This is a genomic window from Burkholderia sp. Se-20378 (assembly GCF_017104665.1).
Taxonomy (GTDB): Bacteria; Pseudomonadota; Gammaproteobacteria; order Burkholderiales; family Burkholderiaceae; genus Burkholderia; species Burkholderia lata.
In genome coordinates, this window is the sequence record NZ_JAAGPG010000097.1 from 1 (window position 1) to 21,458 (window position 21,458).

Here is a 21,458-nt window from a genome sequence, read left to right on the forward strand (position 1 = left end):
TGAAGGCGAGTGGCTACTCGTGCGCACGATCGCCGACGGGCTCGAGTTCCGCAAGGGCAGGCCGGCCGCGCCGCAGTCCGGTTGGACGCCGGCCGCCGCGCAACGGCTGCGCTTCATTCTCGATTTCGGCTATGCGACCGGGCTGCGCGCGAGCGAACTGGTCGGCGCGACGCTCGGCGACATCGAGACCGACGCGCACGGCGACGCGTGGCTGAAGGTGATCGGCAAGGGCAGCAAGGCCGCACGCGTCGCGCTGCCGCCGCTTGCGCGTACCGGCCTCGACCGTTTTCTGGTCGCACGGCGGCTGCCGGTCACGCCGTCGCGCTGGCGGCCCGATACGCCGCTGATCCCGAGCCTCGCGGAAGACGGCGCGGCCGCGATCACGAGCGTGCGGCTGTGGAAGGTGATGCAGCGTTTCTTCGCGCAGACGGCCGATCAGGTCGATGCCGACAACCCCGCACTCGCACAGAAGCTGCGGCAGGCGAGCCCGCACTGGATGCGACATACGCATGCGACGCATGCGTTGGCGCGCGGCGCGGAGTTGACGACCGTGCGCGACAACCTGCGACATGCATCGATCTCGACGACGTCGATTTACCTGCACGGCGACGACGTGAAGCGGGCGCGGCAGATGTCGAGCGCGTTTGCGGCAGACAAGTAATCGCGTCGGGCGGAGCGGGCAGGGGCTACCCGCGCGTCGTCATGTCGCCTGTCGACCTGCGTCCGGCTGCGCGAGTTTCTGCGCTGCACGCGCCACGACCGCATGACGATCGGGCCGCACGCGCTCGAACAGCGCGGATACCGACGCGAGAATGTCCGGCGCGGCCCGCTCGGGACGTCCGCAGTCGAACGGCGGCTCGGGCGCGTATTCGATGCCGAGCTGCACCGCTTGCGCGTAGGCCGGGCCGGCGATATCGGCCATCACCGACAGCGCCATGTCAATGCCGGCGGTGACGCCGCCGCCCGTGATGACCAGGCCGTCACGCACCACGCGGCCGTCGTCGACGATCGCGCCGAACGGCGGCAGCAGGTCGCGCCATGCCCAGTGGCAGGCAGCCCGCCGCCCTTGCAGCAACCCGGCCGCGCCGAGCACCAGCGACCCGCTGCACACGGAGGTAACATAGCGGGCGCCCAGCGCGAGCCGGCGCACCTCGCGGACGAACGTATCGTCGGCGATCGCGTCGATCACGCCGAGCCCGCCCGGCACGCAGACGAGATCGGCGTGTGCGATGTCGGCGAGCCGCTCGACCTCCGCAAGGATCAGGCCGCTGTCCGCGCGAATCGATCCGCCGCGCACCGAGGCCCGGTGAATCCGGGCGCCCGGCAGACGCCAGAACACTTCGTCCGGCCCGGTGAAATCGAGCTGCGTGACATGATCGAACAATGCGAATACGACGATGAACGGTGTGGTGGCCATCACGATCTCCCGAAGACATGAACGGCCTGTAGCATCGGGCCGCGCACCGCTCGTCGCAATGTCATTTCTCCCGCACTTTCTGCCATGACCCATCGCGTTGCCATGCTCGTGTATCCCGGCTTCCAGTTGCTCGACGCGGCCGGGCCCGTTGGCGCATTCGAGATGGCCGACTACGCGCGCACGCCGTATTACGCGGTTCGCATCGTCGCGGCGCAGCCGGGGCTGGTCCGCAGTTCGTCCGGTGTGAGCTGGCAGGCCGAGCCGCTGCCGGAGGTGGCGGACGTCGATACGTTGCTGGTCGCGGGCGGCGATGGCGTCGATGCCGCGATGGTCGACGAAGCGACATGCGCGTTCGTCCGCCGCTGCGCGGCGCGCGGCATCCGCGTGGCGAGCGTCTGTTCGGGCAGCCTGCTGCTGGCGGCGGCCGGTGTGCTGGACGGCCGGCTCGCGACCACGCACTGGGGCTGCGGCGAGCGCTTCGCACAGGCGTTTCCACAGGTGCGGCTGGCGCTCGACCGGATCTACGTGAATGACGGGCCGTTCTGGACGAGCGCCGGCATCACGGCCGGCATCGACCTGACGCTCGCGCTGATCGGCGAGGATCGTGGCGAGCGGTTGGCGCGCGCGGTCGCGAAACGGCTGGTCGTGTACTACCGGCGCCCCGGCGGGCAGTCACAATTCTCGGCGCTGATCGAGCTCGACAGCGCGCAAGGGCGCTTCAAGCCGTTGCTCGACTACATTCGCCGCAATCTCGGCGCGCGCTTGCGCGTGAGCGACCTGGCCGAGCAGGCGTGCATGAGCCCGCGTCAATTCGCGCGGGCGTTCCAGACGGAAACCGGCCTCACGCCGGCCAAGGCCGTCGAAAAACTGCGCGTGGAAGCCGCCCGCGCCGCGCTGGAAAGCGGGGCGGCGTCGCTGCAGCGCGTGGCGAACGAGTGCGGGTTCGGCGATACGGAGAACATGCGGCGCAGTTTCCAGCGCTGGCTGGGCGTCGCGCCGTCGGCGCTGCGGTCGTAGGCGGGCGTGGTCGAGCACGGCGTTGCGGCGCGACGCGTCGATCCGCTTCTTGCTGGCCGCTCAGTCGCCTTCCGGATCGTCACGTTCCGCGGCCACGCGGGCGAGCCATTCCGTAAAACTGGCGGCGACGCGTTCACGTTGCTCGTCGTCATGCCAGACCCGGATCACTTGCCCGACCGTGCCGCCTTCCGCGGGATCGAGGTCGACGCACAGATGATTGCCGCTACCGTCGTGCGTGAACGGAATCCACTTGAGGTTGTACCAGTCGTCGCGGATGCCGGCGGCCGGGTCGGACGTCATGTCGTCGAAGTCGCCGCCGGAAACGAGCTGGTTCCAGATCGACCATTGCGCGAGGATTTCATGCGCGCTCAGCAATGCGTCGTGTTCGGCGAAGACGGCGTTCGGATCGGTTTGTCCGTCGTGCAGCCGGAGGCTTTCCAGCAGGTCGTCCGGCAGCGTCGCGCCCAGCGCGGCATGCAATGCGGCGATCGCGTGCTCCGGGGCCGGCCCGTTGAGTCCGCCGGGCAGGCGTGCCGGATCGGCGGCGATCCAGCCTTCGATGCGTTGCCAGGTTTCGCGAACGGCGGGGACGGTTGCGCCGGCAATGGATGTGTCGGGTACGTTCATCGGGTTCCTTGTGGAGATGCTTCGGGGCGCACCGCGATCCGGTCGGCTGGCCCGTGCCGCTCTCTCGGCACGTCGGCGAAGCACAATTTTTGTGAAGCGCTATTGGACGATTCACCGCGCCGTAATGCAACTGTCAGGGATGTCAGGAGGGGCGGGCGATTGCAATCGCACGTGCCTGAATGCGCGCTCCACCGGCCAAGGGATGACGCATCGCAGCGTATCCGCCAATCACGCGGAACGGTCCGGCGCACGCCGCGGTCATAAACTTTTTTGAGGGGAACTGCAAATGGCATCGAGCCAAAGCACAGTCGATTTCATCGTCGAGCAGATGGCGGCGGCCGGCACCGTATCGGCGCGCAAGATGTTCGGCGAGTACGGCATCTATTGCGACGGCAAGATGGCCGCGCTCGTCTGCGACGATCGGCTGTTCGTCAAGCCGACGCCCGAAGGCCGCGCGTTTCTCGGCACGTGTGAAGAAGGTTCGCCGTATCCGGGCGCGAAGCCGCATCTCGTCATCTCCGGCGAGCGCTGGGACGATCGCGAATGGCTGTCGGCGCTGATCCGGATCACCGCCGCGCAGTTGCCGGTGCCGGTGAGGCGGAGCCGATGACGGGTTTTCGCGTGCCATGTTGCGCTGCGGCCAGGCGTATTCTGTGTCACATGTGCGCGACCATCGCGCATCCGGTGGGAGCACAAGAATGAACACATCCGGACATCCGCGCGGCACGCGGCTTGCTCGCCGCGCCCGGCACGCGCTCGTCGCGGTCCTGTGCGCGGGCTGGTGCGCGCTGTCGTTCGGCGCGGACGATGCGGCGACGCTGCTCGAGCGTTACCGCAGCCTCGGCCCGCAACTGAAGGACAACGCGTTTCACCGGCCGCTGGTCCTCGAATCGGCGGAAGCGTCGTCGTCGCTGAAGGGCGACATCTACGCGGTGGTCGACTATCCGTACACGGTCGTGAGCGGCCAGCTCGACGATCCGGCGCAGGGCCCCGCGAACTGGTGCGCGGTGCTGATCCTGCACCTGAACACGAAGTATTGCCACGCGTCGAGCGGCAGCAACGGCCCGGTGCTCGACGTGAACCTCGGCCGCAAGATCCAGCAGAAGCTGTCGGACACCTATCGCGTGCAGTTCCGCTATCGCGTGGCGGCCGCGACGCCCGACTATTTTCAGGTCGACCTGACCGCCGACAGCGGCCCGATGGGCACGAAGGATTACCGGATCGCGCTGGAGGCCGTGCCGGTCGGCGGGTCGCGCACGTTCCTGCATCTCACGTATTCGTATGGCTTCGGCACGGTCGGCCGCATGGCGATGAAGACCTACCTCGCGACCGTCGGCAGCGACAAGGTCGGCTTCACGACCGTCAGTGGCGGATCGGCCGCGCAGCCGCAGTACATCGGCGGCGTGCGCGGGCTGCTGGAGCGCAACACGATGCGCTACTACCTCGCGATCGACACCTATCTCGCGACGCTCGACAAGCCGCTCGACCAGCGCCTCACGCGCTGGTTCGACGCGACCGAGCAGTATCCGCAGCAACTGCACGAAGTCGAGCGCGGCGCCTATATGCAGATGAAAGCGCAGGAGGTGCAGCGGCAGCAGGCGGCGCGATGACGCCGCCTGCTGCCGGTTGCCGCATAGGCGCTCAGTCGAGCAACCCCGCGACCACATCGACGATCCGCTGCAGCAACGCTTCGTCGTAAGGCAGCCACGGCACCGCGCGCAGCGGCGACGGCGGCGGCTCGATCGCGGGTTCGACAGGCTCGCCGTCGCGCATCACGCGCCCGGTCGCGCAATGCACCGACCACGCGCCGACGCGCACATGGCGTTCGTCGATCGTCATCTTCCCCTGCGCGATCGGTTCGGCGAACACGAGCGACAGCACGTGCCGGCGATGCCTCGCCATCGTGCCCAACGGCACATCCGACAACCGGTTCAGGCGCTGCCAGCGTTCCGCTTCGCGCTCACGCTGGCGCACCGGGTCGGCCGTGAGCGCAGCGGCGGCCGCGCGCGTCGCGTCGTCGTCGAGCGCGAACGCGGCGACGCTCACGAGCAGGTCGACCGCGCGCGCCACTTCCGAGAACACGACGCGATCGATCTCGCCGATCGGCAGCGGCACCCAGCGCCGGTCGTGCCGGCGTTCGATGTGCAGCCGGCGCGACGTGCCATGGCTTTCCGAGCCCGGATAGAGCCGCGCATCGACGAAGAAGGTCGCGCGCACGTCGCCGAATTCGCGGACCAGCCCGTCGTCGTACGCGCGGATCGACCAGCCTTCGCGGCGCGCGACGCCGATCAGCGGCCGGCTCGACAGCACGTGGCCTTCGAACATCGCGGATTCGCTGGCCAGCGCGTCACCGTCGGCCGGCAGGTAGTATTCGCGGAAAGCTTGCCTGACCGGCTGCCGCAGCGTGCGGCCGACGATCGCGCGTTGCCATGCGAGCCGCTCGTCCGCGTCGGCCAGCAGCGGGTGCCATAGCCGGATGTTGCTGTCGCTGGCGAGGTCGATCGCGTGCCCGGCCGCGTCGCGCAGCACGACCTTGCCTTTCGCGATGTCCGGCATGAACGACTGCGTCGATCCATCGCCGCTGCGCGCGTGCCAGATCATGCGTGCGGCGAACGCAGCGCCGGCCGGCGCATCGACGAGGCGCTCGCGCCATTCGGCGTGGCCGAGCGTCATCGACTGCCAGAAGCCGGCTTCCATGCACGTGGCGAGCATCGCAAGCTGCTTCTTGTCCGGCTTCGCGTCGAGCGTCATGCGCAGCGCGGTGTGCGGCCGCTCGCCGAGCGCGCGCTCGGCCGGCTTCAGGTTGCGCGCGAGCTTCTTTTGCACGCCGGCATGACGCACGGTGGCGAGCGCGTCGCGTAGCGCACGTACGCCCTCGGGTGTCGGGATCGTCTCGACCGCGTGGCCGAGTGCGATCGAGAGCGATTGCGACGGCGCGGTCTTCGCGACCGTCGGTGCGACGCACACGCCGGTCAGCAGCGGCCCGATCAGCGGGCGCAGCCACGCTTCGTCGCGATAGGCGGCCACGCGCGCGGCGCGCGCGACGACCTGTGCGTCGTCGGTCGTGAACGCACGATCGGCTGCGTATGGAACGGTGCCCGCGTGGAGCGCCGCGACCTGCTGCGCGGCCTCGGTCAGCGCGTCGCGCGCGAACGCGACATATGCGGCGTCTTCCGCGAGCGTGATGGCCGGATCGCTGAAGTCGAGCCACAGCCGCCTCGGCGCGAAGTAGCCGTTGTTCGTCGCGGCCAGCGCGAGCAGCGCGGCCGGCCCGAGTTCGGGCAGCACGTCGAGTTCGCGCACGCGAAACGGCGAATCCGCCAGCGCTTGCGCATACGCGTCGCGTCGCGCCGAGAAGTCGCGGCGGCCGGCGAACCGGTCGAGCGTATACACCCCATACGCGCTGGATCCCGAGTGCACGTCGCCTTCCGCCGGTTCGCCCGCGATGCGCGCGAGTTCGGCTTGCAGCGCCGGCGACGGCAGGGTGTCGAGGCAGGGCAACTCTTCCAGCGCGCGTTTCCACTCGCCGGCCGGGATATCGCGGAACAGTTCGAGTGCAGCATCGGCGTCGACCAGCGGCACGAGTCCGAGCGCATCGATCTGCCCATGCAGCCAGCGCGCGAATTCGGCACGCGGATCGTCGAACGCCTGGTCGCGCACCATGATCTCGTGCTCGACCCGGCGCAGTGCCGGCCAGACCGCGCCGAGCGTGTGCGCGTCGAGCGTCGACAGGTCGATCGGCGTGCCGGTGAAGCGTGGATGGTCGGCGCGGCCGGTCAGGCGCGCGACGAGCAGCGCGGCGAGGTCTCGATCAGGCATGTGCGGCCTCCTGGCCGGCAGTGCGTGAGTGCGATGCTCGGATGTCGACGCGGCAGGCCGCTTCGTTCCGACACCATTTAATCTTCTGTACTTGTCGGGCGGCGCGGATCGTGCCGTCGGCGGCGGATGCCTGTTCGATCGTGTACTGCATGGTCTGACTCCGGCAGTGAAAACCGTGCGGACGCACAGTATTGCACCCCAATTGACGTAGCCACGCGAAAGCCCGTGCGACGGGCGTTCCGGGCCGATCCGGCCACGCGGCGCAAGGCTCCCGGCCGCCTGGCCATTTCATAAGACGTACAGTTTTCTCGCGATGCGCGATGCGCGTCGAACTGTACTCTTGTTCGCGTGGTCGATGTGTGTACTCGCCGCCAACTGTTCTGCTCTTAAGATTCCATCATCAAGTGCACAGTGCCGCAGATCCAGTTCTACCGGAACCCTGTTGGCGCATCTTCAAGAGAGAGCCAGTGCGATGGAAAAGGCAAAACCGGAGGGAAAGATCAGGAATCACGACGGCCCGGTCGGCGGGCAAAACACGTGCGTGTCGGACGCAAACGGCAGGGCGGCGCGGCTGCGCGTGCCGGCGGGAGACGCGCGATGAAACTCTATGAAAAACTCGCGGACGACATCGAGCGCCTGATCCGCCAGGGCGTATATCGACACGGCGACCGGATTCCGTCGGTGCGGCAGGCGAGCCAGCAGCACCGGATCAGCATCACGACCGTGCTGCATGCGTATCTACTGCTGGAAAGCCGCGGGCTGCTCGAAAGCCGGCCGCAGTCGGGCTATTTCGTGAACCTGCGGCGTGACGACAGTCATGCGCCGGTGCGCGAGCTGCGGCCGTCGAAGCCGATCGCGATCTCGTCGTCGGTCGACGTGAGCCGGCTGGTGCTGTCGACGCTGCGCTCGATCGGCACCGACGACGCGGTGCCGCTCGGCTCGCCGTATCCGGACCCGAGCCTGTTCCCGTTCGAGAAGCTGAACCGCTATGCGTATGCGGCCGGCCGCGACAAGTCGCTTTGGGGCGTGACGGACGGGCTGCCGCCCGGCCATCCGCGCTTGATTCGGCAGATCGCGCGCCGCTACCTGGAAAACGGGATGTCGGTGGACCCGAACGAGATCATCGTGACGGTCGGCGCGACGGAGGCGATCAACCTGTGCCTGCAGGCCGTTGCGAAGCCGGGCGACACGATCGCGGTGGAATCGCCGACGTTCTACGCGATGCTGCACGCGATCGAGCGGATGGGGATGAAGGCGATCGAGGTGGCGACGCATCCGGAATACGGGATCGATATCGCCGCGCTGGCCGCGATCGCGAAGTCGCAGCCGATCGCCGCGTGCATGGTGATGCCGAACTTCCAGAACCCGCTCGGCTTCCAGATGCCCGATGAGCGCAAGCGCGAGCTGGTCGAGTTCGCGACGAAGGCCGGGATGCCGCTGATCGAGAACGGCGTGTACAACGAACTGTATTTCGGCGATGCGCATCCGAGTTCGTTGAAGTCGTATGACCGCAGCGGGATCGTGTTGCATTGCTCGTCGTTCTCGAAGAGCCTGACGGCCGCGTACCGGATCGGCTGGGCGCTGCCGGGCCGCTATCGTGACCAGGTCGAGAAGCTGAAATTCCTGAACACGCTCGCGACGCCGTCGTTGCCGCAGCTCGCAATCGCGGAGTTTCTCGAACGCGACGGCTACGAGCATCACCTGCGGCGCCTGCGCAAGGCGTATGCGCAGCAGGCGAACCTGATGCGCGCGATGGTGTCGCGGTTTTTTCCGGAGGGCACGCGCATCTCGAGCCCGGCGGGCGGATACGTGCTGTGGGTCGAGCTGCCCGCGCAGGTCGACGCGATGCGGCTGTACCAGCTCGCGCTGGAGCAGGGGATCACGATCGGGCCCGGCTACATGTTCTCGATCACGGACAGCTACCGGAATTTCATTCGGCTGAACTACAGCAGCCCGTGGTCGCCGGAGATCGAGCAGGCCGTGATCACGGTCGGCAAGCTCGCCTCGGCGTGCATGCGGTGAGCGGGCGCGAGCGGTATCTGGCGTTTCGACGACGAAGCCGGCCTTGTGCCGGCTTTTTTCTTGCTGCGGCCCATGCCGCCGCCGCGTTCCCCGCCGTCACGCGCGCCGCTCGAGATACTCGCAAAGAAATTCGATGAACACCCGCACCTTCGCCGACAGGTTGAGCCGCTCCGGATACACCGCGTAGATATCCGACGGCGGCAGCGACCAGTCCGCGAGCACGCGCGTCAGTGCGCCCGAATCGATGAACGGTTGCGCGTCCCACTCGGACCGCACCAGCACGCCATGCCCGTCGATTGCCCAGCGCAGCGTCGCTTCGCCGTCGTTGCTGCTCATCACGCCATGCACTTTGACGAGTTCATGGCGCTTGCCCTTCGTGAAGTGCCACGTACCGTACGCTGTGTCGTTCTCGCGCAGCACGATGCAGTGGTGGCCGCGCAGGTCGCCGGGTACCTTGGGTACACCGTTCGCTTTCAGGTACGCGGGCGACGCGCAGACGAAACGCCGGTTCGCCGCGAGCTTGCGGCCCACCACGCGCTGGTCGGGCAACTCGCCGAACCGGATCCCAACGTCGTACGCGAGCTCGGCGAGGTTCATCGGGCGGTCGGTGAGTTCGAGCTGGATCTCGACTTCCGGATGACGTTCGCGGAACGCGGACAGTGCGGGCACGATGTGGCGGCGCCCGAAGCCGAAGGTCGCGTTGACCTTGAGCAGGCCTTGTGGCTGGTTGCGGCTGCTCGATACCGTGCGTTCGAGTTCGTGCACCTGCTCGAGCAGCTTCGAGCCGGTCGCGAGATACACCTCGCCCTCGTTGGTCATCGCCAGCCGCCGCGTGGTGCGGTTCAGCAGCTTCACGCCGAGGCGCCGCTCGATCTGGTTGAGCCGTGCGCTGACGGCCGGCGGCGTGACGCCGAGGTCGCGCGCGAGCGCCGACAGGCTGCCGTGCGTGACGAGCCGCGCGAAGAATTCCAGGTCTGCGATCGGATCCATCTTAAAGTTTCATTTAATAATGGGTTAAGCTGCGCCTCATTTTAAGGCGTCACCCTCCAAATTACACTTGCCGAAACGTCCGTACCGGGGCGTGTCGCAACAAGGAGGGGGAAACGATGGGACAGACGCTTTACCGGAAGATCGTGGCGAGCCACACGGTATCCCGCGTCGACGCGCAGCACGTCGTGCTGTACGCCGACCTGCACATCATGAACGAGTACACGAGCCCGCAGGCGTTCGCCGGGCTCGCGGAGCGGAACCTGCCGGTACGCTGCCCGGAAAAGCAGATGGGCATCGTCGATCACGTGATTCCGACGCATCCCGTTCCGGTCGGCCAGCGCACGATCGTCATCGACGCGGCGGCCAGCCAGGCCGCTAATTTCACGCGCAACTGCCGCCAGCACGGCATCCACCTGTTCGACGTGCAGGACACCGAACAAGGGATCGAGCACGTGGTCGCGCCCGAGATCGGGCTGATCCGGCCCGGCATGGTCGTGCTGTGCGGCGACAGCCACACGACGACCTACGGTGCGCTGGGCGCGCTCGGCTTCGGCATCGGCACGTCGGAAGTCGAGCATGTGCTGGCGACGCAGACGCTGGTGTACCGCGTTGCGCGCGACATGCGCATCCGCGTGGACGGCGCGCTGCCGGCCGGCACCACGTCGAAGGATCTCGTGCTGTACATCATCTCGAAGATCGGCGCGCAGGGCGCGCGCGGCTTCGTCGTCGAGTACTGCGGGCCGGCGATCGACGCGCTGAGCGCCGAAGCGCGCATGACCCTGTGCAACATGACGGTCGAAGCCGGCGCGCGCGGCGCACTCATCGCGCCCGACGCGACGACGGTCGCCTACGTCCGCGACCGGATCCGCGATCTGCCGGCGGCTCGGATCGACGCCGCCGCCGCGCAGTGGACGCAACTGCAATCCGACGCCGACGCGCCGTTCGACGTCACGCATCGCTTCGATGCGGCGGACGTCGCGCCGTTCGTGACCTGGGGCACGAGCCCCGACCAGGCCATTGCGATCACCGCGCGCATTCCGGCGCTGTCGGCCGAGCCGCTCGAACGCGACAACGCGCGCAAGGCGCTCGACTACATGGGGCTCGATGCCGGGCAGCCGATCGATGGCCTGCACGTCGACCACGTGTTCATCGGCTCGTGCACGAACGCGCGCATCGAAGACCTGCGCGCCGTGGCCAACGTCGTGCGCGGCCGCACGGTCGCACCGTCGGTGCGCGCGATGGTCGTGCCGGGGTCGGTCGCGGTGCGCGAGCAGGCCGAGCGCGAAGGCATCGCACGCACGCTGATCGACGCGGGTTTCGAATGGCGCCAGCCCGGCTGCTCGATGTGCCTCGCGATGAACGACGATGTCCTCGCGCCCGGCCAGCGCTGCGCGTCGACGACGAACCGCAATTTCGAGGGCCGCCAGGGACGTGGCGCCCGCACCCACCTGATGAGTCCGGCGATGGCCGCCGCCGCCGCGCTGGCCGGGCGCATCGTCGACGTACGCAAGGAGTTCGATCATGCGTGAGCACGCATCCGTCACCGGCATTGCCGCGCCGCTGCCGCTGAACAATCTCGATACCGACCAGATCATGCCGAAGCAGTTTCTGCTCGGCATCGACAAGTCGGGGCTCGCGCGCGGCGTGCTGTACGACCTCCGCCACGACGGTTCGGGCGCGCGGCGGCCGGATTTCGTATTGAACCGCCCGGAATATCAAGGGGCGCGCATCCTCGTGGCCGGCGCCAATTTCGGCTGCGGCTCCAGCCGTGAACACGCCGTGTGGGGCTTGCAGCAGGCGGGCTTCGACGCGGTGATCGCGCCGAGCTTCGGCGAGATCTTCTACTTCAACGCGCTGAACAACCGGCTGTTGCTGGTGATGCCCGATCCGGCCGTCGTGTCGACGCTCGTCGAACAGGCGCGCAACCCGGCTACGAGCACGCTGACGATCGACGTGCTGCGCCAGGTCGTCAGGACAGCAGACGGAAGCGAGTACCCGTTCGATCTGCCCGAGCGGCAGAAGCGCATGTTCGTCGAAGGGCTGGACATGATCGGCATGACGCTCGCCGATCGCGACGCGATCGATGCGTTCGAGGCGCGCCATCACACGACCAGCCCGTGGATGAAGATCGATTTGCCGAAGCAGCAGCGCGCGGTGTGACAGGGGCGCCTCGGCGCCCGCAGCACGGGGCCGGACGCGCACTACGCGGTTCCGTCCGGCCCTGCCGATGTGCGAACTCAATACAAGAAACGGAGACATGACATGGAAGCTTCCCCCGTGCAGACGAGCCTGCCGCCGTCCACGCCGCTCGCGTGGCTGCTGAACCTGAAGATCGGCGGGATGCCGCTGCCGATGTTCGTCGCGATCGCGGCCGTCACGATCCTGGCGGCCGTAACGAAGCGGCTGCCGAACGACATGATCGGCGGCTTCGCGGTGCTGATGCTGTCCGGGCTGCTGCTCGGCGAGATCGGCAGGCGGATCCCGGTGTTCCGGCATATCGGCGGCCCGGCGATCCTGTGCCTGTTCGTGCCGTCGGCGCTGCTGGGTTACCGGCTGATGGACGACGCGACGCTCAAGGCGATCACGGTGACGATGAAGACGGCCAATCTTCAGTATCTCTACATCGCGTGCCTGGTCGCCGGGAGCATCCTCGGGATGAACCGGAAGATCTTGATCCAGGGCTTCCTCAAGATGTTCGTGCCGCTGCTCGTCGGCACCGCGGCTGCGATCGCGGCCGGGATCGTCGTGGCCCTCGCGTTCGGCTACGACCCGCAACACACGTTCTTCTATATCGTGATGCCCATCCTCGGCGGCGGCATCGGCGAGGGCATCCTGCCGCTGTCGATCGGCTATTCGGAGATCACCGGCGCCGCGCAGGGCCACCTGATCGCGATGATGGTGCCGGCCGCGCTGATCGGCAATGTCGTCGCGATCCTCGCGAGCGGCATGCTGAAGCGCTTCGGCGAAAAGCACCGCCGCTACAGCGGCGACGGCCTGCTGGTGAAGACCGGCGAGGACCGCGAACTGCTCGCCGCGCAGCAGGCCGAGGCCGGACTGGACCTGCGGCTGATGGGATTCGGCCTGCTGCTGGCCTGCACGCTGTTCATTCTCGGCGGGTTGCTGGCGCCGCTCACGGGCATTCCGGGGCCGGTGCTGATGATCGTCGCGGCGGCCGTGCTGAAGGTGTGCCGTGCGATTCCCGAGTCGATGGAGATCGGCGCGTATCAGATGTACAAGTTCATGTCGACGAACCTGACGTTCGCGATCCTCGTCGGGCTCGGCACGCTGTTCGTGTCGTGGGACAAGCTCGTCGGCGCGTTCTCGCCCGGGTATTTCGTGATCTGCGCGTCGATCGTGATCGCGATGGTGGTCTCCGGCTTCTTCGTCGGCGCCGCGCTGAAGATGTATCCGGTCGAATCCGCGATCATCACCGCGTGCCATAGCGGGCTGGGCGGCACCGGCGACGTTGCGATCCTGTCGTCGTCGAACCGGATGGGGCTGATGCCGTTCGCGCAGATCTCGACGCGCATCGGCGGCGCCGCGATGGTCGTGTTCGCGACGATCGTGATGAAGTGGCTGCATTGACGATCGCAGTCGCGCAATCGTGAAGCGTGCGAAGGTTCGTTCGTCGGCGCGGCACTGCACGAATCCGGCGCCGACCGGCGAACCTCAGGGATGCGTCGAGCGTCAGCGATTGAGCTCCTCGAGCCGTACGCCATTGGTCCTCGGGCCGAACGCGCCGATGACGATGACCACGACGAGCATGAACACGGTGATCCCGGTGAACACGCCGGGCACGCCGAAGTCCTTCAGCAGCGCCGCGATGATGAAGCCCGACATCATCGCGCCGACGCGGCTGGCCGAATACGCGATGCCGCTCGCGCGGGAGCGCACTTCGGTCGGGAACAGCTCGCACTGGTACGCGTGATACGCGACGGAGATCGTCTGCCCGGCGAGGCTGATCAGCACGCCGAGCACGATGAGCGGCACGACGGTCCTGACCTGCGCGAACGCGAGCCCGCAGACGATCACGGCCAGCGCACCGCCGACGATCAGGTGCTTGCGCTGGATCCGGTCCGCATAGCGCATCGCGAGCAGCGGCCCGGCCGGCATTGCGAACGCAATGACGAACGCATACAGCAGGCTCTTCGTGACGGTGATGCCCTGGCCGATCAACAGTGTCGGCACCCAGTTCGCGAATCCGTAGTAGCCGATGGCCTGGCAGAAGTTGAACGCGACGAGCATCAGCAGGCGGGCGCGATAGGGTGCGCGCCACAATGCCGCGAACGCCGCGCGAGGGACGTCGGGCGCCTCGCTCGCCGGTGCGGGCGGCGGCAGCGGCATGCCCGACTCGCGCTCGGCGATCGCTTCCATCCGGCTCACGATCCGCTCGCTTCGTTCGGCATCGCCGTGCGCGGCCAGCCACCGCGGGCTTTCAGGCACCGCGCGGCGGATGAACCAGACGATCACGGCGCCGGCCGAACCGGCCAGCACCACGATGCGCCAGCCGTCGAGCCCGAACACCGTCGCGGGCACGAGCCACCACGACAGGATCGCCGCGACCGGCGCGGCGGCGAACATCACCACCTGGTTGAACGCGATCGCGCGGCCGCGCATCTGCTGCGGGACGAGTTCGGTCACGTAGGTGTCGATCGTGACGATCTCCAGCCCGACGCCGATGCCGGTGATGAAGCGCCACAACAGCACGCCCTCGGGCGTCGTCTGGCATGCCATGATGGCCGAGCCGATCGAGTACCACAGCAGCGAGTACGTGAAGACGGCGCGGCGTCCGTAGCGGTCCGGCATCCAGCCGAAGCCGAACGTGCCGACGAACAGCCCCGCGAAGGTCGCCGCGATGAAGGCGGCGATGCCGGTGAAGCCGAAGAAGGCCTGCGTGGTGGTCTGCAACAGGCCGCTTTTGGCCATGCCGGGGGCGATGTAGCCGGTGAAGATCAGGTCGTAGACTTCGAAGAAGCCGCCGAGGGAGATCAGCAGCACGAGCATCCACTGGTGCCGGGTGATCGGCAGCCGGTCCATGCGCGCGGAGATGTCCGCGCCGGCGCGGATGCCGGCGCGTACCTGCGGCGTATCGAGCGGGGCGCCGCCCGCGGTGACGGTCTGATGCATGTTGTCTCCTGATCCTCTGACGGGCGGCATGCTTCTTCGAGCTGCCTGCCTTGATAACGGTTATAGGCGCACGCGACGTGGACGGTGCGCCGAATTCATGGCGGCGCGCGACCGGGCCTGCATCGACGCCGGCAGGCCGTTGCCGGGCCGGCGTCTTCCGCCGCTCATGCGATCGCGCGGCGTTTCAGCCGTGCCAGCACTTCCTGCGTGTGCTCGCCGACGCGCGCGAGCGCCTGGCGCACGCCGGGCCGTCGTCCGCCCATCGTGATCGGCAGCAGCACGACATCGGTCGTGTGGCCGTCGTCGGTCTGCATCGGCACCAGTCCGCCGCTCGCTTTCAGGTGCGGATCGTCGAGCAGTTGCTCGGGACGGACGATCGGCGCATACGGAATGCCGGCCGCTTCGAGTTTCGGCGACAGCTCGGCGGCGCGATGGTCCTTCAGGATCGCGCCGAGCCGTTCGAGCAACCGTGGTCGCACGGCGACCCGCTGCGCGTTGGTGGCGAATTCCGGTTCGGCGGCGAGCCCGGGGCAGGCGAGCACGTCGCACAGCGTGACGAATTGCCGGTCGCTGACCGCGCCGATGAACAGCTGTTCGCCGTCCGCGAGCGTGAACACGTCGTAGACGCTCCACGCCGACACGCGCGCGGGCATCGGCGGCGGCGGTTCGTGCGTCATCGCGTACTGCTGCATGTGCTGCGCGCACAGGAACACGCAGTTCTCGAACAGCGCGCTCTGCACTTCCTGCCCGCGTCCGGTGCGTTCGCGTTCGCGCAGCGCGGCGAGCACGCCGATCGCGCCGAACATGCCGCCCATGATGTCGTTGACCGACGTGCCGGCGCGCAGCGGCCGGCCGACCGGCCCCGTCATGTACGACAACCCGCCCATCATCTGCACGACTTCGTCGAGCGCGAGGCGCCGGTCGTACGGGCCGGGCAGGAAACCCTTGTGCGTCACGTAGACGAGCGCCGGGTAGCGGGCCGCCAGCGTGTCGTAGTCGAGGCCGAGCGACGCCATCAGGCCGGGGCGGAAATTCTCGAGCATCACGTCGCAGGTGCCGATCAGTTCGACCGCGGCCGCCTTGCCCTCGGGCGTATGGAGATCGAGCACGACGCTTTTCTTGTTGCGGTTGAACGAACGGAAGAAGCCGATGCCGAGGCCGGGCAGGTTGCGCGTCTTGTCGCCGCCGGGCGGTTCGATCTTGATCACTTCGGCGCCGAGATCGGCGAGGATCATCCCGCACGTCGGCCCCATGACCATGTGTGTGAATTCGATGACGCGAATGCCGTCGAGTGGAAGTCGGGTGTCGTGGTTCATGATGGGTTCAGGCGGTGAGGGTGGCCGCGGCGGCGTGGGTGGCCGGCAGGCCCGCGCGCCACAGCGCGCCGTGCAGCGTTTCGCCGTCCAGCCAGCGCGCGACCTTCGCGCGCAGCGTCAGCAGCGCGACAATGTCGATGCCGGTTTCGATTCCCATGTCGGCGAGCATGAACGCGAGGTCTTCACTCGATGCGTTGCCGCTCGCACCCGGCGCATGCGGACAGCCGCCGATGCCGGCGAGCGTCGCGTCGAAGCGGGCGACGCCCGTTTCGAGCGCCGCGTACACATTCGCGAGCGCGAGGCCGCGGGTATCGTGAAAGTGGCCGCACCAGAAGCGCTCGCCTGCGGCGGCGCGCGCCTTGCCGAACAGTTCGCCGACGGCGGCCGGCCCCGCGTAGCCGACCGTATCGGCGATGCTCACGCGGTCGGCGCCGGCATCGAGCAGCGCATGCAGGTAACGCAGCACCGCCGATTGCTCGACGCGGCCCTGGATCGTGCAGCCGAACGCCGTGCCGATGCCGCCTTCGATCAGCGTCTTCGAGCCGGCCGCATCGCGCGCGGCGCGGATGCGCGCCACTTCGGCGACGACTTCGTCGGGGGTCTTGCGCAGGTTCGCGATGCTGTGGGCGCGGCTCGCCGAGAGCGGCACCAGCATCAGGTCGGCGCCCGCGTCGAGCGCGTGTTCGGCGCCCTTGAGGTTCGGCACCAGCACCGACACGCGCAGGCCGGGCAGCGTCTTCGCATACGCGACGAGCTCGGCCGTATCGGCCAGTTGCGGGAGCAGGCGCGCAGGCACGAACGATCCGACCTCGATTTCGCGCTGACCGGCCGCGTACGCGTCGCCGAGCCACTCGATCTTGTGTTTCGTCGGAAGAATGCGCGGGATGCTTTGCAGCCCGTCGCGCAGGCCGACTTCGCGTATGACTGCATGCTGGGGGAACGACCGCATGTCGCTTGTCTCCGTTGATTTCACCCGTGTCGATGCACCGGCGTCGTGCTAACTTTAGACATTCCTGATGGACATTAAAGCGGTATTTCGGAACCGCCATGTTTCCGGATTGGAATGTCTGAATGCCTGATTGCCTGGAGACGGCGGATGCGTGACATCGACCTGAAAACGCTGCGGCTGCTGGTGGCCGTGTGCGATCACCGCAACATGGCGCGGGCGGCGGAGGCGGTTCATATCGAGCCGTCGGCGATCAGCAAGCGCATCGCGCAACTCGAAAGCGACCTCGGCGTGCCGCTGCTCACGCGTTCGCGGCGCGGCGTCGAGCCGACGGCCGCGGGCAATGCGTTGCTCGAGCACGCGCGCAGCGTGCTGTTCACGATGGAGCGCATCGCGAGCGATGTCGCCGCGTTCGGCGGCGGGCTGAAGGGGCGCGTCAGCATTTGCGCATCGGCGTCGGCGATCGCGGAGGCACTGCTCGACGACATTTCGTCGTTTATGCGCGAGCCGGCCAACGAGAACATCCGGGTCGATGTGGAGGAGCGATTGTCGTCCGAACTCGTGCGGCAGTTGCGCGAAGGCGCGGCGAGCGTGGGCGTGTGCTGGGACAATGTCGATCTTCAAGGCCTGCAGCATCGGCCGTATCGGCAGGACCGGCTGGCGCTGGCCGTGCATCGCGATCATCCGCTCGCGAACGAGCCATCGCTGCGCTTCGAGCAGACGCTGGGCTACGAGCATGTCGGCCTGCTGCCGACGACTGCCGTTCACACGCTGCTGCAGCGCGCGGCCGCCGATGCCGGCACGACCGTGTCGTATCGCGTGATCGTGTCGGGGTTCGATGCCGCGTTTCGCGTCGTCGCGGCAGGGCTCGGGATCAGTGTCGTGCCGATGGAAGTGGCCGATACGTATCGGCCGGTGTTCGGCATCAAGGTGATCCCGCTCGTCGATGCGTGGGCGAAGCGCCGGTTCGTCGTCTGTTTCAGGAGCTTCGACGCGTTGCAACCGGCCGCGCAACGGATGGTCGACTATCTGTCGAGCCGGGCCGCGATGCCGGCCGCGAGCGGCTGATACGCAGCGTCAACGCGTGTGAGCTGCAACGGGCGATCGATGTCACGCCGGGTTCCTTCCGGCTCGTCGTGATGTCAGCCGCCCGTCACCGGCGGGAAAAACGCCACCTCGCTGTCCTCCCGAACCACGAATCCCCCGGTCACCATCTCGAGATTGACGGCCGCGCGCACCGGCCGGTCCACCCGCAGCGCTTCCGCGCTGCGTGCGTCGCGTGCGGCCAGCGTGTCGCGCAGCGCGTCGACGGTGAGTTCGCGCGCGTCGATCTCGACGATTTCCTCGTCGAGATCGAGTTGCTCGCGAATGCTTGCAAAGTATTTGATCGTCAGTTTCATCGCGATGTCTTGAAAGGAATCACTCGGCGGAATCGGAACACGCGCAGCGCCTACGCTCAGCCCCAGCGTTGCATCGCCTGGTCGTCGTGCGCTTTCGCCTCGACCCAGCCGGATACGCCGTCGTGGCGGATCTCCTTCTTCCAGAACGGGGCGTGGGTCTTCAGGAAGTCCATCAGGAATTCGCATGCATCGAATGCGGCCCCCCGATGCGCGGCGGCCACCACGACCAGCACGACCGCCTGGCCGAGCGGAATGCGCCCGACGCGATGCACGATCTTGATCGCTTCGAGCCGCCAGCGTGCGCTGGCTTCCTCGACGATGCTCCACAGGGCCTGTTCGGTCATCGTCGGATAGTGCTCGACCTCGAGCGCGATCACGTCATCGACGTCGCCTTCGTTGCGCACGACGCCGAGGAAATTCACGACCGCACCAACATTCGGATTGCGAACGATCGGCGCGAGCTCGGCGCCCGCGTCGATCGGCGCGTACTGCACGCGTACTTCGAAGCCGGCGGTGATCGACGGCGGCGGCTCGGGGTGCGGGTCGGTCGTGCTGTCGGGAGCGGGGCCGCCCGCGTGCAACGGATCGTCCGGTAGCCCGGCACGGGATTCGGTGAAGCTCGTCATGACGGTTCTCCTGTAGGCGGTGCGTCTTGTGTCGCGCGGCGGCCCCTCAGCCGCCGACCAGCGACATGCGCACGGTCGGATAGGTCTTGCCCGGCGCGCGGGCCGGCCGTGCGGCCCGGCGCTCGGAATAGCGGTCGTCGCGGTGCGTCCAGCGGTCGCGCACGGCGGCGGCGAGGTCGGCGGTCGACGCCGTGTCGCCGAGCCACGGTCGCAGGTCGGTGCCTTGCGTCGCGAACAGGCACGTGTAGAGCTGCCCGTCGGCCGACACGCGGGCGCGCGAACAGGTGCCGCAGAACGGATGCGACACGCTCGCGATGAAGCCGACTTCGCCCGCGCCGTCGATGTGCGCGCAACGGATCGCGGTGGCGTCGTGCCCCGGTTCGCCGACGAGCACGAGCGGATAGTGTTCGTCGATCAGTTCGCGCATCCGTGCGGCCGGTACGACCTTGTCGCCGGACCAGAAGCTCGCGCCGCCGACGTCCATGTATTCGATGAAGCGCACGGCCACGCCGGTATGCCGGAAGTGCCGCACGAGCGGCAGAATCTGGTCGTCGTTCACGCCGCGCTCGATCACCGCGTTGACCTTGACCGGCGCGAGCCCGGCGGCCTGCGCGGCCTCGATGCCGGCCAGCACGCGCGCCACGGGCACGTCGGCGTCGCTCATGCGGCGGAACATCGCGTCGTCGAGCGCATCGAGGCTGACCGTCACGCGCGACAGGCCCGCGTTGCGCAGCGTGCGCGCCTTCGCGGCCAGCAGCGAACCGTTGGTCGTCAGCGCGATTTCGACGGGCTTGCCGTCGACGGTGGTCAGCGCGGCGAGGCGCTCGATCAGCGCTTCGAGGTTGCGGCGCAGCAGCGGCTCGCCGCCCGTGATGCGGATCTTTTCGACGCCGAGCGACGTGAACGCACGGGCGATTTTTTCAAGTTGCGCGAATGACAGCCGCTCGGACGACGGCATGAACGCATAGTCGGCGCCGAAGCTGTCGCGCGGCATGCAGTAGCCGCAGCGGAAATTGCATTGATCGATCACGGACAGGCGCAGGTCGCGCAGCGGGCGGCCGAGCGTGTCGGACGTGCGGGGGAAAGCGCCGGGCGATGCGCCGCCGGAAAGTGCGGCAGCGGCCGGCGCGGCGGAAACGATGGCATTCACGATCGGTTCGTCGGCCTGCAAGAAGTAAGCGGTGGGGCATCGCCGGTCGGCCGTGCGTGTGCGGATGGGCAGGCGCACGGCGCGTGACGAGCCTCTTCGTGAGGATAGTCCGCCGAGTTTTTCCGGCAGGGACACAATCGCGCCCGAATTGCAGGAATACAGTTCGTCGTACGACCTGCGCAGCCGGCGCGGCGGCGCATGCCGTGAAGCGGGCGAGTGTCCGGCGTCGCGTTCATGCGAGCCAGTGCGCGAATTCGTAATACGGTACCGCGTCGCCGCACGCGATGCGCTGCCCGGCCGGCAGCCGGGCCAGCCCGCTCGCCTGTACGAGCGACTGCAGCGTGCCGGCGCCTTGCTGGCGCAGCGTGTCGAGGGCGGGCGTGCCGTCGAGGCCGACGGTGCAGTGCACGCGCACGAAGCGCTCGCGCTGTGCATCCGGTTCGAAGTCGCCGTCGATCGGCAGCGACGGCACGACCGGCACGCGTGCGGTGCGCCCCTGCAGGCGGCGGATCAGCGGCGCGACGAACAGCGCGAACGCCGTCATCGCGGCGCCCGGATTGCCGGGCAGCAACACCACCGGCTGCGTGTCGAGCCGTGCGAGTGCAACCGGCTTGCCCGGTTTCATCCGCACGCCGGTGACGATGAACGACGCGCCGAGCGCGTCCAGCGCGGGGCGCAGCAGATCCTTGTCGCCGACCGATGCGCCACCGACGCAGATCACGAGGTCGCAACCGGCGTGCAGGTCGCGCAGCGCGCGATCGACGGCCGCCGCGGTGTCGGCCGCATGCAGGCTCATCGCGACCTCGGCACCGGTTCCCGCGACCAGCGCGGCGAGCATCGGCGCATTGCTGTTGTAAATCTGTTGCGGCGCACGCGGCTGCCCGCATGCGACGAGCTCGTCGCCGGTCGTCAGGATGCCGACGCGCAGCGCCGGGCGCACGTCGACACGCGCGAACCCCTGCGCGGCGGCCACGCCGACATGCATCGCGCCCATGCGCACG

Annotated in this window: 21 protein-coding genes; 9 read left to right on the forward strand and 12 right to left on the reverse strand. The window is 68.0% G+C overall.

What is annotated here, in order from left to right; all coding sequences use genetic code 11:
- Positions 1–661 (forward strand): tyrosine-type recombinase/integrase (locus tag G3N93_RS13310; RefSeq protein ID WP_206133211.1); only part of this gene is annotated, 661 nt, incomplete at its 5' end.
- Positions 662–700: 39 nt separating this feature from the next.
- Here G3N93_RS13310 and G3N93_RS13315 read toward each other — a convergent pair.
- Positions 701–1,417 (reverse strand): DJ-1/PfpI family protein, encoded by a 717-nt coding sequence (locus G3N93_RS13315; protein ID WP_206133212.1) that lies wholly within the window; start codon positions 1,415–1,417, stop codon positions 701–703.
- An 84-nt stretch (positions 1,418–1,501) separates the two neighbouring features.
- Here G3N93_RS13315 and G3N93_RS13320 point away from each other — a divergent pair, with 84 nt between their 5' ends.
- Positions 1,502–2,434: a GlxA family transcriptional regulator gene (locus G3N93_RS13320; RefSeq protein ID WP_174938357.1), complete on the forward strand. Its 933-nt coding sequence runs from the start codon at positions 1,502–1,504 to the stop codon at positions 2,432–2,434.
- 60 nt (positions 2,435–2,494) lie between these two features.
- Here the strand turns inward: G3N93_RS13320 and G3N93_RS13325 are convergent, their stop codons facing one another.
- Positions 2,495–3,061: an SMI1/KNR4 family protein gene (locus G3N93_RS13325; RefSeq protein WP_174932697.1), complete on the reverse strand. Its 567-nt coding sequence runs from the start codon at positions 3,059–3,061 to the stop codon at positions 2,495–2,497.
- A gap of 286 nt (positions 3,062–3,347) precedes the next feature.
- Between G3N93_RS13325 and G3N93_RS13330 the strand changes: the two genes are divergently transcribed.
- Together G3N93_RS13330 and G3N93_RS13335 are read left to right on the forward strand one after the other, a co-directional pair.
- The gene (locus G3N93_RS13330) at positions 3,348–3,671 is read left to right on the forward strand and encodes a TfoX/Sxy family protein (protein WP_206133213.1); all 324 of its coding nucleotides are present in this window, start codon (positions 3,348–3,350) and stop codon (positions 3,669–3,671) included.
- An 88-nt stretch (positions 3,672–3,759) separates the two neighbouring features.
- The gene (locus tag G3N93_RS13335) at positions 3,760–4,671 is read left to right on the forward strand and encodes a hypothetical protein (protein ID WP_206133214.1); all 912 of its coding nucleotides are present in this window, start codon (positions 3,760–3,762) and stop codon (positions 4,669–4,671) included.
- A gap of 31 nt (positions 4,672–4,702) precedes the next feature.
- Here G3N93_RS13335 and G3N93_RS13340 read toward each other — a convergent pair whose 3' ends face one another.
- Positions 4,703–6,880: a DUF4132 domain-containing protein gene (locus G3N93_RS13340; protein WP_206133215.1), complete on the reverse strand. Its 2,178-nt coding sequence runs from the start codon at positions 6,878–6,880 to the stop codon at positions 4,703–4,705.
- Positions 6,873–7,031 carry a hypothetical protein gene (locus G3N93_RS13345; protein WP_206133216.1) on the reverse strand — a complete coding sequence of 53 codons (159 nt, stop codon included), beginning with the start codon at positions 7,029–7,031 and terminating at the stop codon, positions 6,873–6,875. Before G3N93_RS13345 ends, G3N93_RS13340 begins: the two co-directional genes overlap by 8 nt.
- A 446-nt stretch (positions 7,032–7,477) precedes the next feature.
- Here G3N93_RS13345 and G3N93_RS13350 point away from each other — a divergent pair, with 446 nt between their 5' ends.
- Positions 7,478–8,902 carry a PLP-dependent aminotransferase family protein gene (locus G3N93_RS13350; protein WP_174932707.1) on the forward strand — a complete coding sequence of 475 codons (1,425 nt, stop codon included), beginning with the start codon at positions 7,478–7,480 and terminating at the stop codon, positions 8,900–8,902.
- Positions 8,903–8,998: 96 nt separating this feature from the next.
- Here the strand turns inward: G3N93_RS13350 and G3N93_RS13355 are convergent, their stop codons facing one another.
- Positions 8,999–9,892, reverse strand: coding sequence for a LysR family transcriptional regulator (locus G3N93_RS13355; RefSeq protein WP_206133217.1), 894 nt, complete (start codon positions 9,890–9,892; stop codon positions 8,999–9,001).
- Between the two features lie 116 nt (positions 9,893–10,008).
- Between G3N93_RS13355 and leuC the strand changes: the two genes are divergently transcribed.
- The 3 genes from leuC (at position 10,009) to G3N93_RS13370 (ending at position 13,477) form a co-directional block, all read left to right on the forward strand.
- Positions 10,009–11,421: a 3-isopropylmalate dehydratase large subunit gene (gene leuC / locus G3N93_RS13360; protein ID WP_206133218.1), complete on the forward strand. Its 1,413-nt coding sequence runs from the start codon at positions 10,009–10,011 to the stop codon at positions 11,419–11,421.
- Positions 11,414–12,052 (forward strand): 3-isopropylmalate dehydratase small subunit, encoded by a 639-nt coding sequence (leuD, locus tag G3N93_RS13365; protein ID WP_206133219.1) that lies wholly within the window; start codon positions 11,414–11,416, stop codon positions 12,050–12,052. The genes leuC and leuD overlap by 8 nt, the downstream gene beginning before the upstream one ends.
- A 102-nt stretch (positions 12,053–12,154) precedes the next feature.
- On the forward strand, positions 12,155–13,477 hold the full coding sequence (locus G3N93_RS13370) for a 2-hydroxycarboxylate transporter family protein (RefSeq protein WP_206133220.1): 1,323 nt from the start codon (positions 12,155–12,157) through the stop codon (positions 13,475–13,477).
- A gap of 102 nt (positions 13,478–13,579) precedes the next feature.
- On the opposite strand, the gene G3N93_RS13375 is transcribed toward G3N93_RS13370, so the two are convergent.
- The 3 genes from G3N93_RS13375 to G3N93_RS13385 form a co-directional block, all read right to left on the reverse strand.
- Positions 13,580–15,019: an MFS transporter gene (locus G3N93_RS13375; RefSeq protein WP_174932717.1), complete on the reverse strand. Its 1,440-nt coding sequence runs from the start codon at positions 15,017–15,019 to the stop codon at positions 13,580–13,582.
- 164 nt (positions 15,020–15,183) lie between these two features.
- Entirely contained in the window at positions 15,184–16,335 is a 1,152-nt protein-coding gene (locus G3N93_RS13380; protein ID WP_206133221.1) for a CaiB/BaiF CoA-transferase family protein, read from the reverse strand.
- Positions 16,336–16,342: 7 nt separating this feature from the next.
- The gene (locus tag G3N93_RS13385; RefSeq protein ID WP_206133222.1) at positions 16,343–17,284 is read right to left on the reverse strand and encodes a hydroxymethylglutaryl-CoA lyase; all 942 of its coding nucleotides are present in this window, start codon (positions 17,282–17,284) and stop codon (positions 16,343–16,345) included.
- 147 nt (positions 17,285–17,431) lie between these two features.
- Here G3N93_RS13385 and G3N93_RS13390 point away from each other — a divergent pair, with 147 nt between their 5' ends.
- Complete coding sequence (locus G3N93_RS13390; protein WP_089476035.1) at positions 17,432–18,349, forward strand: LysR family transcriptional regulator; 918 nt, start codon at positions 17,432–17,434, stop codon at positions 18,347–18,349.
- A gap of 74 nt (positions 18,350–18,423) precedes the next feature.
- On the opposite strand, the gene moaD is transcribed toward G3N93_RS13390, so the two are convergent.
- The 4 genes from moaD to G3N93_RS13410 all read right to left on the reverse strand — a co-directional run.
- Entirely contained in the window at positions 18,424–18,681 is a 258-nt protein-coding gene (gene moaD, locus G3N93_RS13395; protein ID WP_174938335.1) for a molybdopterin converting factor subunit 1, read from the reverse strand.
- Between the two features lie 56 nt (positions 18,682–18,737).
- Complete coding sequence (locus tag G3N93_RS13400; protein WP_206133223.1) at positions 18,738–19,307, reverse strand: molybdenum cofactor biosynthesis protein MoaE; 570 nt, start codon at positions 19,305–19,307, stop codon at positions 18,738–18,740.
- A gap of 46 nt (positions 19,308–19,353) precedes the next feature.
- Positions 19,354–20,478, reverse strand: a complete 1,125-nt coding sequence (moaA, locus tag G3N93_RS13405; RefSeq protein WP_206133224.1) for a GTP 3',8-cyclase MoaA — start codon at positions 20,476–20,478, stop codon at positions 19,354–19,356.
- Between the two features lie 211 nt (positions 20,479–20,689).
- On the reverse strand, positions 20,690–21,458 hold a 769-nt coding region (locus G3N93_RS13410), incomplete at its 5' end, for a molybdopterin molybdotransferase MoeA (RefSeq protein ID WP_206133225.1).

Coding starts and splice junctions, on each gene's coding strand:
- G3N93_RS13370 (WP_206133220.1), top strand. CDS start 12,155: ATGGAAGCTTCCCCCGTGCAGACGAGCCTGCCGCCGTCCACGCCGCTC.
- G3N93_RS13350 (WP_174932707.1), top strand. CDS start 7,478: ATGAAACTCTATGAAAAACTCGCGGACGACATCGAGCGCCTGATCCGC.
- G3N93_RS13340 (WP_206133215.1), bottom strand. CDS start 6,880: ATGCCTGATCGAGACCTCGCCGCGCTGCTCGTCGCGCGCCTGACCGGC.
- G3N93_RS13325 (WP_174932697.1), bottom strand. CDS start 3,061: ATGAACGTACCCGACACATCCATTGCCGGCGCAACCGTCCCCGCCGTT.
- leuC (WP_206133218.1), top strand. CDS start 10,009: ATGGGACAGACGCTTTACCGGAAGATCGTGGCGAGCCACACGGTATCC.
- G3N93_RS13385 (WP_206133222.1), bottom strand. CDS start 17,284: ATGCGGTCGTTCCCCCAGCATGCAGTCATACGCGAAGTCGGCCTGCGC.
- G3N93_RS13320 (WP_174938357.1), top strand. CDS start 1,502: ATGACCCATCGCGTTGCCATGCTCGTGTATCCCGGCTTCCAGTTGCTC.
- G3N93_RS13400 (WP_206133223.1), bottom strand. CDS start 19,307: ATGACGAGCTTCACCGAATCCCGTGCCGGGCTACCGGACGATCCGTTG.
- G3N93_RS13330 (WP_206133213.1), top strand. CDS start 3,348: ATGGCATCGAGCCAAAGCACAGTCGATTTCATCGTCGAGCAGATGGCG.
- G3N93_RS13375 (WP_174932717.1), bottom strand. CDS start 15,019: ATGCATCAGACCGTCACCGCGGGCGGCGCCCCGCTCGATACGCCGCAG.
- G3N93_RS13390 (WP_089476035.1), top strand. CDS start 17,432: ATGCGTGACATCGACCTGAAAACGCTGCGGCTGCTGGTGGCCGTGTGC.
- G3N93_RS13335 (WP_206133214.1), top strand. CDS start 3,760: ATGAACACATCCGGACATCCGCGCGGCACGCGGCTTGCTCGCCGCGCC.
- G3N93_RS13315 (WP_206133212.1), bottom strand. CDS start 1,417: ATGGCCACCACACCGTTCATCGTCGTATTCGCATTGTTCGATCATGTC.
- G3N93_RS13355 (WP_206133217.1), bottom strand. CDS start 9,892: ATGGATCCGATCGCAGACCTGGAATTCTTCGCGCGGCTCGTCACGCAC.
- G3N93_RS13380 (WP_206133221.1), bottom strand. CDS start 16,335: ATGAACCACGACACCCGACTTCCACTCGACGGCATTCGCGTCATCGAA.
- moaD (WP_174938335.1), bottom strand. CDS start 18,681: ATGAAACTGACGATCAAATACTTTGCAAGCATTCGCGAGCAACTCGAT.
- leuD (WP_206133219.1), top strand. CDS start 11,414: ATGCGTGAGCACGCATCCGTCACCGGCATTGCCGCGCCGCTGCCGCTG.
- G3N93_RS13345 (WP_206133216.1), bottom strand. CDS start 7,031: ATGCAGTACACGATCGAACAGGCATCCGCCGCCGACGGCACGATCCGC.